The sequence below is a fragment of the Mesorhizobium sp. M8A.F.Ca.ET.218.01.1.1 genome, assembly GCF_004791165.1.
Lineage (GTDB): Bacteria > Pseudomonadota > Alphaproteobacteria > Rhizobiales > Rhizobiaceae > Mesorhizobium.
Genome location: NZ_SRUZ01000004.1, coordinates 379195 through 391324 on the forward strand (window position 1 = coordinate 379195; position 12130 = coordinate 391324).

Genomic DNA, 12130 nt, shown 5'->3' on the forward strand with positions numbered 1-12130 from the left:
CACTTCGCATGTGGAGTATCCCCAGAAGAGCGCAGCCTTACCGCCCACAAAGCCGAAACGCGCGGCGATGGCGGAGACCAATTGCCTGAAACCCCTGAGTACTTTTAACGCAATTTGCAAAATCGCCCAGTTGGCCAAGGGTCCAACAAGGCGGGTGCCTCTGGTCGCGCTTGACGCCGCGAGACGCACGGTAGAGAACGGTGCTTTTACCGCGCCAGCGGTCGATCACCCAGAGTCAGGAGCCGTCACCTTGCCTATTGCATTGTGAAATAGATTATGACTCTAAACCGATTCAAACTAAGTGCAAAAAAAACCGCAGATTACCGGTCGCCGAAGTTGGATAGATCCAGCTCGCCGAAGGAAACGAATAAAATCAGTATGTTGAACAGGCTCGCCATTGCGCCGATGATGGATCGGACGGACACTTAAGCAAAACCAGCCACTTGCGAGATGTCGTGTGCAAAAATCGCACACGAAAGTTCTGCTTCTCTTCTTTTTTCGTTCCCGCGACGGAGCCGCCGACAGTCCCATTCGGACGCTCTTTTGCCGACGATATTGGCCTCTCCGTCGCTGACGTTCGCTGCAATATCCATGGGCATTTATGTCCGATGCGGCGTCCAGTTTGCCTGGGGTTCTTGGAAGCTTTTCGAACTTCTTGGGTCGCTCAGCAGCCCGAACTTCGGGGGTTGATGGGACAAATTGGGACGCAGGTTCGGTAGGCGCGTCGACTTTCTCGCGCAGGCCTCTTTGTCGGAGCCCCACACCAAAGGCACGCTATTCTCGTAGCTGACCGGCGGCTATGCGCCCCATATCGGTCGTCGAGCAAATCCTAGCCGCTTCCCGAAAGCGGACATCCGAGCGAACAGCTGATGCGCTACGTTTGCCAGTTCCCGGCATTGGCACACCAGTCCGCAAGCGGCCTTGCAGGTGGTTTCCTCCGGAGACGATCCGCATTCAACGATCGAGTTTGCCCATTCGACTCTTATTCTTTTCAGCATGTGCTAATATGAAACTGTGCACGGTCGCCGACAGTGTGGCCCGTTCGCAGTTTGGCAACTGCGGCCAATGGTGAGGACATGATCCGCAAGGCGTTTTTTTGGTTGGCTGCGTCTTTACTCGCCGGCGCCATGACCCTGTCCGCGCAAGCTGCCGATAAGGTGGTCAACCTTTACGACTGGTCGGACTACCTGGATCCCACGGTCATCCACGACTTCACCAAGGAAACCGGTATAAAGGTCGTTTACGACGTTTTTGACTCCAACGAGATCCTCGAGACCAAGCTGCTTACCGGCGGCTCCGGCTACGACGTGGTCGTACCAAGCGCCAGTTTCCTGGCCCGCCAGGTCGCGGCCGGCGTCTTCCGCAAGCTTGACAGGTCGAAGCTGCCCAATATTGCCAACATGTGGGACGTCATCGAGCAGCGCACCGCCAAGTACGATCCGGGCAACCAATATTCGGTGAACTACATGTGGGGCACGGTGGGTTTGGGGTACAACACCTCGAAGATCAAAGCTGCACTTGGTGTCGATAGACTCGATAGTTGGGACGTCGTCTTCGATCCCGAGAAGTTGAAGAAGCTTGCCGATTGTGGTGTCTACATGGTCGATTCGCCCACCGAAATCCTGCCCATCACGATGAACTATCTCGGGCTGAACCCCGAGAGCACCTCGCCGGCAGATTTCGACAAAGCCAACGAGGCGTTGATGCGTATCCGGCCCGACATCCGCAAAATCGAGTCATCCGAGTACGTCAACGCTTTGGCTGACGGGGATATTTGCCTCGCGATTGGCTGGTCGGGCGACGTCCTGAAGGCGCGTGATCGCGCCGCTCAAGCCGGTGGCGGCATCACAATTGCCTACTCGATACCTCGGGAAGGCACGGTCATGTGGTTCGACCAGCTGGCAATCCCAAAAGATGCACCGCACGTGGACGAAGCGACTGCCTTCATCAACTACCTGATGAAGCCTGAAGTCGCCGCCAAGAACACGAATTATGTGTTTTTCGCCAATGGCAACACATCTTCACAAAAATTCGTTGCAAGAAGCATTCTTGGCGACCCGGCGATCTATCCTGACGATGCCACGTTGCAGAAGCTTTTCACCGTTTTTCCCTACGATCAGAAGACGCAGCGCGTAGCGACGCGCACCTGGACCAAAATCATCACAGGTCAGTAGGGCGGTTGCGCCTTCCGACGAACAGCTGAATGTTCACGGCTTCGTCAATCCGCAATACCTGCTTTCCGCAGGCCATCCAGCCAGTGCTCCAAGTCCTCCTGGCGGCGATATGGAGAGTCGCGCTTGTAGTCGGATAGAGTGAAACCTGGTTTGCATTCAAGGCATCTGCCCCAGGCCGATCGTGCCTCTTCGGCGCGTCCTAGCTGGCCTAAACACGCAGCCAGATTGGCAAATCCCCGATCATAGTTGTTGTTATCCCAGCGGCGGAACGACCGTAGTGACGCCTCATAGTCGCCGAGTAGATAATGCGTAAAGGCGAGCAGTTCGTGGATATCGCGGTCTTCTAGTGGATTGAGCCGTTGCAGCCGCTCGCCTACCTCGCGAGCCTTTGCGAGCTGACCGTCCCAAAGAGAGATGTAGCCGACCCAGTTGAGTGCCAAAGCATTTGTAGGTCCGAGCACGAGCGCGCGTTGTCCGTGGGTCTCCGCAGTCTCGAAGTCGCCCTTCCATGCATATAGAGCAGCAACAACCGACTCTGCGAGCCCGCTGGCGTCGCCGAGTTCAATCGCTCGCAGGGCCGACTGCATCGCCAACGCCTTGAGACCTCCGTCGGCCCTGAAAGCGGAGAGCGTCGCGTAGGCGTCAGCTAGGCATGCATGCGCCCGCGCCGAATCGGGCTGCCCGCGAAGAGCCAACTTGAAAAACTCAATAGCGGCGATGGTGTCATCTTCCGTAAAACGGTGCGCGGCCTCGATCCCGCGCAAAAATGCGTCATAGGCACCCAGGCTTGTTTTCGTCTGCCTGGCCCGGGCGATTTCTGCGGTTCCAACCTTGCCGACCAGTGCCCAGGCGATTCGTTCTGTCACCTCGTCTTGCACGGCGAAGAGGTCGTCGATGCTTCGATCATAACGTTCAGCCCACACGTGATTTCCGGACGAAGCCTCTATTAGCTGCGCCGTGATCCTTACCCGTGCTCCAGCCTTCCGAACGCTCCCCTCAACGACGTAGCGTACCCCGAGCTTCCTTCCCACCTCAGTAGTGTTTACGGATCTTCCTTTGAAGACGAATGAGGAATTGCGAGCAATCACAAACAGGCTTTGGCTACGGCTCAGTTCCGTGATCAGGTCCTCAGTTATTCCATCCGAGAAATACTCCTGTTCAGGATCTGCCGACATATTGGCAAAGGGGAGGACCGCGACCGACGGCTTGAACGGAAGTGGCAAATCATTCGCCGATTCGATAGCGATCGAACCTTCTTGTGCCTGCTCTCCCGTGCCTACCCGGTAGGCACGAACCGCCCCAGCTATGTTCTTCATCGCTTGATCGCCAAGGTCGACGATCTCGTAAGGAAGTTTGCCATTAACCTGATCGTAAACGCTGCGCCCAATAACGACGCCCCCGGGCTCGCTGACCTTTTCCAGCCTCGCAGCAATGTTCACGCAGTCGCCGTAGATGGTCGTCTCATCCAGGATGACCTCACCAGCGTTGATGCCCATTCTGAAGGCCATGCGCCGCTCTGAGGGAAGATCTGTGTTGCGCAACGTTATGCGCTCTTGCGTCTCGACGGCGAATTGCAACGCATCGACGGCGCTGGGAAACTCGATCAGCAGACTATCGCCCGCAGTTCCGACCAGCCGGCCTCTGAATTGCGCTACCTTTGGGTCGATCACTTCGGCTCTCAGTGCCTTTAGATGAGAGAGCGTCCCGGCCTCATCTGCCCCCATCAAACGCGAGTAACCAGCTACATCGGCCGCCAAAACCGCCACAAGCTTTCGTTCCGGGCGCGCCAAGATGCCTCCTCGCTACAAGCACGTCACTTGGTTTTGGTATGAGGGTAGCACTCGTATCAGCGCCCAACCAGCGGCGTGAGAACGGCCGCTTTGGTCCGCATTCAGTCCGGCAAGCCCGCCATGCGCAAACCGTCCATCAGATGATCGTGATCCTTTTGATGCTGATACCAGGCTGCGCCGCGCCAGAACTCATCCCAATCCTTGAGTCGGCGGCCCGGGAAGACCACCATGTCATCTTCGGCAACGCGCAGAAACTCTTCCAGCGTGGCATTCGCTTCGCCTAGCCGTCCGGCGTACGCATAGCTTGCTGCCAAAATTCCTCGAATTTCATTGATCGGCTCTGGAATCGAGTTCAATGACGCAACAGCGTCATCATAGCGGTGTGCGGTGAAATAGGCCCAGCCCATGCCCCATGGATACCAGGCGAAATCATAAGGGTTCTGCCGCCTCGACAATTCGAACTGCTCAATCGCCGCTTCGGGTCGTCCAATGGTGTGGAGGAAATACGCGTAGTAGCCCCTCGCTTCCGTGTCATTCGGATTATTCTGAAGGGCTTTTTCGAGATGGAACCGCGCTTCATCATATTCGCCCCTGGCATTATGCACCATGCCAAGGATCCAGCGAGCGTTGTTGTCGGTATCGTCGAGCTTGACCGCCCGCCTCGCAAAATCGATCGCTTCAGCGCGCAGTCGATCGCGATGCTCCGACCAATAGGCCATTTGGGCCACAAAACAACAATACGCGTAGCAGGCGTGGGCTTGGGAACTGGCCGGGTCGGCCTCAACCGCTCGGCGCGCCAGTATCCGGGCCTGTTCGCCGTCACTTCTCGTAAACTTGATGATGCACGCCCTTGCACGCAAAACCAGGTCATAGGCTTTGAGCGCATTCGGGCTGAGGCTGACCGCGCGCTCGCGCCAAGCCGCCTCTACCCGACCGCCCACCGTGGCGGCTACCGCCCGAGCCAGTTCGTCTTGGATGGCAAATAGGTCCAGCAGGTCGCGGTCATAGCGCTCAGCCCAAACATGATTGCCGGTGGCAGCATCCACGAGTTGCGACGTAACGCGGATTCGTCTGCCCGATTTCCTCACGCTTCCTTCTACGACGTAACGCGCTCCCATCTTGCGGCCAAATTCTTTTACTTCGATCGCCTGGCCCTTAAAGGCAAAGCACGAATGGCGGGCGATGACGAACAGCGAACGGAAGCGCGACAGTTCCGTGATGATATCCTCGGTGATGCCGTCTGAGAAATACTCCTGTTCCGGATCGCCGCTCATATTGTTGAAGGGGAGTACGGCGATCGACGGCTTCTCACTTTGGACGGGCGCCACACTGACCAATTGCGAGTGCTTCGCGTCGGGAAAGAGGTTGACGTTGTAGATGCGCACCGGCCGCTCAATGTTCTTGAGATTCTGCTCGCCCGTATCTTCAAACTCGAGTGCGAACCTGTTGCCCAGACTGTCCCGGACCGAGCCGGATACCGCAACGCCGCCCGGCCTAGCCATGCTTTCGATCCGTGCCGCGATGTTAACGCCATCCCCAAAGATGTCGTCGTCCTCGATGATGATATCGCCGAGGTTGATGCCGATGCGGAATTCAATGCGCCTGTCGGCGGGCACTTCTGCGTTACGCGCCTGCATATTGTGTTGAATCTCGGCGGCACAGGCCACCGCATTTAGCACGCTCGGAAACTCTACCAGAAAGCCATCACCTGTTAGCTTGACTATCCTTCCCTGATGCTCCGCGATCTTCGTGTCCACCAGTTCGCGGCGATGAGCCTTGAACATCGACAGCGTTCCGTTCTCGTCGAGGCCCATGAGCCTGGAGTAACCGACCACATCGGCTGCGAGGATGGCGGCAAGGCGGCGCTGACTGCGTTCTTTGGCCATTTGGCAACGCGTTGACCTAGAGCGAAGAAATCACAAGGATTGTATGTGCCCTAAAGTATGAAGTCTATCGCGCCCCTTTGGCGGCCATTCAGCAGCCGCCTATCCCCTTAGGGTCAGTCGTGGAAAATTGGCCACGAATGTGGGTGCCAGCCATCACCTTTCTTGCAGCACTCGATCATGGTGCGCCGTTTAATTAGCCACACCATCAGCATGGCTGACCCGCCGGATAAAGATTCAGGGTTACGCGGGCTCGGTTCGACGGCAGCTTTGCGCCTCGTTGTCAGTCTGTCGGACCCCATGATCGCCAATCCCAAAGCGGCCAATCGCTCGACCAATCTGTCCTAGCCGCCCGCCCTTCGGACGGAGGACCGTGCTCGAAAGCAAGTGGGCGACTGCTGGAAGAATTAAGAAGGCGAAGAGATATCTTGCAGGACCAGCATCCTAGCCTTTACGGGGTACAGCCGTTCGAACGGCGACGGCCCATTTCACTCCGACAAGCCTGCCTTCCGCAATCCGTTGAACAGGGGATCACCCGCTTCGCTGTCCGCATACGGGCTCATCGCGGCGACATCTCGCAAAGAGAGGTCCGGCTGGAGCTCCCGCGCCATCTCCACCGCCCGTGCCGCCTCGGATAGATGGCCAAGTTGGGCGTGAGCGGCCGCGAGCTGGAGCCACGCGCCATATTCCTTCTGTGGGACATTGCAGAGGGCGGCAATGGCTTCATCGTACCTCTCTAGGTCGATCAATATTCCGCCGCGAATCCACCAAAACCAATGCGGTGGGAATTTGCTCCTCTGCAGGGCATCGTCGATCTCGATCAACGCCTCTTCTGGCTGGCCGGCAAATCGCATCGCTTCCGCCCGGTCGGCGCGAATCTCCGCGTCAGCGGGATTGAGATCGACGGCACGGTTGAAATGCATGCTCGCACGTTCGTGCTGTCCCAGCCAGAGCGCGACCATTGCGTTGGCCTGCTGGACGATTGCGTCGTTGCCGTCCAGTTCCAGGGCCCTTTGCGCGGCAAGGCGCGCCTCGTCTAGCGTTGATGGCTGGGCGTCGAACCAGTAGCTGCCGAGGTGCGCGATTGCCAGCATAGCGTGAGCCTGCGCAAAATCGGGATCGATGGAAATTGCACGATCAAAAAAGGGCGCAGCTGCTCTGTCGCTGGCCCGCCGGGCGACTTCTCTTCCTTGGAGGAAGAAGTCGTAGGCGGTCCAGCTCGACGTTGGCTTCTTGCGCAGTTGCGCTACGGCGGTGCTCATCATGTGCCCTTCGAGCGTCGCAACTATCGCCGAGACGACCTCATCCTGCACCGCGAAAATGTCGTGTGTTTCGCGGTCAAATCGTTCGGCCCAAATGTGGCTGCCGGTGCCGGCGTCGATTAGCTGCACGGTTATGCGTATCCGCTCGCCCGTTTTTCGCACGCTACCTTCGACAACAAAGCTCACCCCGAGATCGCCAGCGGCCAGCACAGGGTTGACGCCTTTGCTGCCAAGTTGAAACGAGGCATGACGAGCCGCTACGGAAAGGTTCTTGAACCGGGACAGCTCGGTAATGATGTCCTCGGTGATGCCGTCTGACAGATATTTCTGGTCGGATCGCCGCTGAGATTGTCCAGCGGCAGGATGGCTATCGACGGCTTGTTAGAAACGGGTGAGATCGTCTGGGGTGCCATAGGCACGGCTCTAGGTCGGGAACGATAGACCCGAACTGGCGTGGCGATATTCTTGAGCTGTCGTTCGCCCGCGTCCTCGAAGGCGGCGTCGACCTTGCCTCGTACCTCGTCGTGAACCTTGCCGGAAATGCATATGCCACCGGGCTCCGCCAGGGTCTCGAGGCGCGCGGCGATGTTGACGCCCTCACCATAGATGTCGGCACCTTCGCCGATGACGTCGCCGAGATTGATACCTACTCGGAGCACAATGCGACTCTGATCTGGCAAGTTCGCGTTCGCTCCTACCATCTTTCGTTGCAGCTCGATCGCCGCGGCCACCGCGTTTACCGCACTGGCGAACTCCGTCAGCACGCCGTCACCCAAAAATTTGACGATGCGGCCGCCGTACTCGCGCACTGTAGGCTGCAGGATCAAGGTCCGACGCTTCTTAAGCGCCGCAAGTGTGCCCACTTCATCGGCCTCCATCAGCCGCGAATATCCGACTACATCCGCAACGAGGATGGCGGCCAACCGGCGGAGCACGCGTTCTTCGGCCACCTGTGTAGGCCTCCTGCTACCAGCTGCGGTTGATGGTATTTGTGACTGTACGCAAAGTCCATTCCGGAGGACTAAGGGCCGAGCGCCCTCCTATAGCTCGACATCCGTCAAAAAGGGTGCCTTGAGGGGACAGCGGCGATCCACGGAGCGATGGGCGAGCGAGACATCGCCGCTATCCCTCCAGTTCAATTCCGCTGACCTTGGCGATGTCATAGGTGAGGGCGATGACATCATGACAATGCCCACGCCACCTGAAGGTCCGCTTTTGAAGATTCGTAGACCGATGCTACCCGTCTCTTATCGGCCCAAACTTCAACCGAGCCAACACCTGGGCGTTTCTCCCGTGGCCAATCATGGCCGAAGGAGAAATGAAATGGGACATTCTCATTACGAGCTCACCGCTCCTGATCGCCGCGCATGGAATGCGGGTAAAAAGGTCGGAACGAAACGCCCGCTGAAACCTCGACAGATATGGGCGATCCGGTTCTTTCTAGATCGGGAGCGGCGCCTTCGTGATCGAGCCTTGTTCGATCTGGCAATCGACAGCAAGTTGCGCGGGTGCGATCTCGTTAAGATCAAGATTAGCACCTTGGTTCTCGGAGCGGAAATTCGGACCCGCGCGATGGTCGTGCAACAGAAGACTGGCCGACCGGTGCAGTTCGAGTTGATGAGCGACGCGCGATCCAGTCTTCTCGCGTGGCTGGAAGCGCGCGGCGGTACGGTCGATGACTATGCATTTCCGAGCAGCGTCGATCCAAAGGGTCATATGAGCACGAGACAGTATGCCCGCCTCGTCGATCAATGGGTTGTAGCAATCGGACTTCGACCTCAGGAATACGGCACGCATTCGCTGAGGCGTACAAAAGCGTCCCTTATCTACAAGGCGACCGGTAACCTGCGCGCGGTCCAGATCTTGCTGGGCCACACCAAGATGGAGAACACAGTCCGGTATCTCGGGGTCGACGTAGAAGATGCCCTCGAGCTAGCCGAAGCGACGGAGGTCTGACTATCTGACTAAATTAGAAGCGGCTCTACTGTCTCGGTGGGGCCGCGAAGCGCCTCATGTCGGCCGCAGACACCAGCTCTGCCACTTCCTGGAAACAGACATTGGCGGCAACGACACTTCTGGACTTTTGCCTGCGACCCCGCGAAGCAATATCTCGACTTTCAGACACCAAGAATAGCTCGTACAGTCTCCCATGCTCAGCCCATCGACTGTGGGATTGGTATGGCGGAACAGACGACGCGCCGGCTTTCGGCCATCCTAGCGGCCGACGTTGTCGGCTACTCCAGCATGATGGGTATCGACGAGGCAGGTACCGTTGCAGCACTGAGGGAGGTTTGGCAGGAGATCTTCAATCCCGCCGTAACCGCTCGTCACGGCCGCATCGTAAAGATTATGGGCGACGGAGCGCTGGTCGAATTTCCAAGTGTGGTGAGCGCTGTGGAATGCGCAGCGGCGATCCAGCGTTCGATGGGGCAGCGCAATCTCGCCGCTCGGGCCCCAATTCAGTTCCGTATTGGTATCAATCTTGGCGACATCATCGTTGATGGCGATGACATTTTCGGTGAGGGCGTGAACATCGCGGCGCGTATCGAGGCCATCGCCAAGCCAGGTGGCGTGTCGGTGTCCGCTTCTGTTCGTGAGAATGTCGGCAACAAGCTCGAACTGGCCTATGACGATACCGGTGAGCACAGCCTTAAGAACATCGGGCAGCCGATACGCGTGTACGATGTCGTTTTGGACGCTGCGTTGCCCAAGACTGCCACCATGGCGCGCGCTTCGGGGACGCGGACCAAAGGCAGCGTAGCCGTGCTGCCGTTCTCCAACATGAGAGGAGATCCGGAGCAGGACTACTTTGCTGAAGGCATAGCGGAAGACATTCTGACTGAGCTCTCGCGCTTCCGAAACCTTTTCGTGATTGCCCGAAATTCATCTTTCTCATTTAAGGGCAAGGGCCTGAGTACTCAGGAAATCGCGAAGGCATTGAATGTCGAGTACATCGTAGCTGGTGGCGTGAGGCGTATCGGCAAACGCGTCCGCGTCGCGGCACAACTTATCCATAGCGCTACCGGTCAGGAAGTCTGGGCTGAACGCTATGATCGCGAAGTTGAAGATATCTTCGCCGTCCAAGACGAAGTAGTCCGGACTATCGTTGTCACGCTCGAATCGCGCCTTCAATTGGCCATAGCCAATGATGCCAGCAAGCGGAACCTCCCGAGCCTGGCGGCCTATGAATGCGTTCAATTGGCAAAAAAGTATGTTGCCCTGCACGATGCTCCACGAGCAATGCCATTTGTGGATAGGGCTCTTCAGCTAGATGCTGAGTACGCCGTTGCTTATGCTATGCGAGCCGCCACGTCCTACGTGCAGTACCTCGAAAGCGCGCAAGCGAGCACGCTCGACGAAATGGCGGCCGCCGCTCGAACCGCCATTGGCTTGGATGAAGGCGACTCCAATGGGCACGCGCTACTCGGAATGGCCCTGGTCCTCAAACAGCAATACGAGTTGGCAGCCTCTTATCTGGAACGGGCCATCAGCCTAAATCCGGCCAATGCCGTTGCGATAGCATACCAGGCAGAGCTGCTCCTGCGAAACGGTGACTTCGCTACAGCGCTCAAGACGATGGATGAGTTGCTTCAACGCGATCCAATTCCTGCGACATGGCACTGGGAAATCCGAGGCATGGCTCTGCTGATGCTGCGAAGATATCAAGAAGCGATCTTGGCATTTTCTCGGCAAGTCCGCCCTTTCTGGTACATTCATGGCGACCTAGCGATGTGCCATGCACGCCTCGGTCACTTAGGTGAGGCGAAGGCGGAAATTGAGAAACTCATGTCAGTAATGCCTCAGATGACGATTGGCCGGTATGTCGAAATCGAACCATTTCGAAAACAGGAGGATCGCGACTTTATGGCCGAGAGCCTTCGGCTGGCTGGACTTCCTGAGTAGCGATGCCGGATTGGCGCGAGTGTTGGCGATGTCGTCGTAAAGTCAAATCAGGAACCTCGGCCTACCGGATCGAATGTCCGCTATCGCTTTTTTGGACGCCAGAAACTGCCGGTCGGCAAACGGCCCAGATTCGGTCGCACTGCAAGGCGCCTCATCTCGGTCATTCCCTCCAATAGCCGTGGCTCCAACAAGCGGACATCGCACGGTTGATCAAGGGGTGTCCTTTGAAGGTAGTGTCTTGAGACACTACCCCTTTGAAGCTCGCCCGTGGATTGACGCCCTGCGTTTCAGGACGTTGCAGCCTCCCAGTTTGGAGCAAAAGGCGGGTCCACGTAACGTAGGTTCTTCGGCAACGCCGCGATGGCCGCGCGGTCGTGATCGTCGAGGCGAATGTTGAGCGCATCGAGATTGGCTCGCTGGCTCGAGGGGCGAGCGGCTTTGGGAATCGCGATGACTTGTTCCTGGTCCAGAAGCCAGGCGATGGCGATCTGGGCGGCGGTGGCGCTGTGCTTTTCACCGATCCTGGCGAGGACGGGATCCTGTGCGGCCCGGCCCTGGGCAAGCGGCGCATAGGCGGTCATCGGAATACCCTTGCCGCGAAGATAATCCAACATCGGCGTCTGCGACAGGAACGGATGATATTCCACCTGATGAACGGCGATGGGGGCGCCGATATCCTCGACAGCGTGCCGGATCATGAGCAGGTTGAAGTTGCAGACGCCGATGGCGCGGGCCAGCCCTTCTTCCTTCAGTTTGGTGATCGCTTCCAACGTCGCGCCCATCTTCATGTTCGCCGACGGCCAAAGGACGAGGAAGAGATTAACATGGTCGAGACGAAGCTTGCTGAGGCATCGAATGATCGGCGCAGGGCGTCGGGGGCGAGCTTGTCGTGCCAGACCTTGGTGGAGACGAAGAGATTCGCACGCTTCAAGCCGGAAGTGGCGAGTGCCCTCCCGACGGCGGCTTCGTTATCGTACATGGCTGCCGTATCGATATGGCGGAACCCGAGGGCAAGCCCGCTTTCGACTACCGGTCGGGCGCATCGCCTGGCATCCGGAATGTACCAAGCCCCAGACGGGGGATGGCGACACCGTGAGTTTCAACCGTTTCCATGATCG

General features: G+C 57.8%; 7 protein-coding genes and 1 pseudogene. 3 read left to right on the forward strand and 5 right to left on the reverse strand.

What is annotated here, in order from left to right; all coding sequences use genetic code 11:
- Positions 1-1076 precede the first annotated feature (1076 nt).
- The gene (locus EN861_RS17860) at positions 1077-2174 is read left to right on the forward strand and encodes a polyamine ABC transporter substrate-binding protein (protein ID WP_135864673.1); all 1098 of its coding nucleotides are present in this window, start codon (positions 1077-1079) and stop codon (positions 2172-2174) included.
- 44 nt (positions 2175-2218) lie between these two features.
- On the opposite strand, the gene EN861_RS17865 is transcribed toward EN861_RS17860, so the two are convergent.
- The 4 genes from EN861_RS17865 to EN861_RS35865 form a co-directional block, all read right to left on the reverse strand.
- Entirely contained in the window at positions 2219-3964 is a 1746-nt protein-coding gene (locus EN861_RS17865) for an adenylate/guanylate cyclase domain-containing protein (protein WP_189343665.1), read from the reverse strand.
- 101 nt (positions 3965-4065) lie between these two features.
- Positions 4066-5850, reverse strand: coding sequence for an adenylate/guanylate cyclase domain-containing protein (locus EN861_RS17870; RefSeq protein WP_135864677.1), 1785 nt, complete (start codon positions 5848-5850; stop codon positions 4066-4068).
- A gap of 485 nt (positions 5851-6335) precedes the next feature.
- Positions 6336-7319, reverse strand: coding sequence for a hypothetical protein (locus tag EN861_RS35860; RefSeq protein WP_210235188.1), 984 nt, complete (start codon positions 7317-7319; stop codon positions 6336-6338).
- 47 nt (positions 7320-7366) lie between these two features.
- Positions 7367-8059, reverse strand: a complete 693-nt coding sequence (locus EN861_RS35865) for an adenylate/guanylate cyclase domain-containing protein (RefSeq protein ID WP_210235189.1) — start codon at positions 8057-8059, stop codon at positions 7367-7369.
- A gap of 373 nt (positions 8060-8432) precedes the next feature.
- Between EN861_RS35865 and EN861_RS17880 the strand changes: the two genes are divergently transcribed.
- Together EN861_RS17880 and EN861_RS17885 are read left to right on the forward strand one after the other, a co-directional pair.
- On the forward strand, positions 8433-9065 hold the full coding sequence (locus tag EN861_RS17880) for a tyrosine-type recombinase/integrase (protein ID WP_135864679.1): 633 nt from the start codon (positions 8433-8435) through the stop codon (positions 9063-9065).
- 222 nt (positions 9066-9287) lie between these two features.
- A complete protein-coding gene (locus tag EN861_RS17885) occupies positions 9288-11012 on the forward strand; it encodes an adenylate/guanylate cyclase domain-containing protein (protein WP_135864681.1) in 1725 nt (574 codons plus the stop codon).
- A gap of 287 nt (positions 11013-11299) precedes the next feature.
- Here the strand turns inward: EN861_RS17885 and EN861_RS17890 are convergent.
- Positions 11300-12125 (reverse strand): annotated as a pseudogene (locus EN861_RS17890) (aldo/keto reductase).
- Positions 12126-12130 lie beyond the last annotated feature (5 nt).

Bases quoted from the DNA above. Each gene is read 5' to 3' on its own strand.
- EN861_RS17860 (WP_135864673.1), top strand. From the start codon at position 1,077: ATGATCCGCAAGGCGTTTTTTTGGTTGGCTGCGTCTTTACTCGCCGGC.
- EN861_RS17870 (WP_135864677.1), bottom strand. From the start codon at position 5,850: ATGGCCAAAGAACGCAGTCAGCGCCGCCTTGCCGCCATCCTCGCAGCC.
- EN861_RS17880 (WP_135864679.1), top strand. From the start codon at position 8,433: ATGGGACATTCTCATTACGAGCTCACCGCTCCTGATCGCCGCGCATGG.
- EN861_RS17885 (WP_135864681.1), top strand. From the start codon at position 9,288: ATGGCGGAACAGACGACGCGCCGGCTTTCGGCCATCCTAGCGGCCGAC.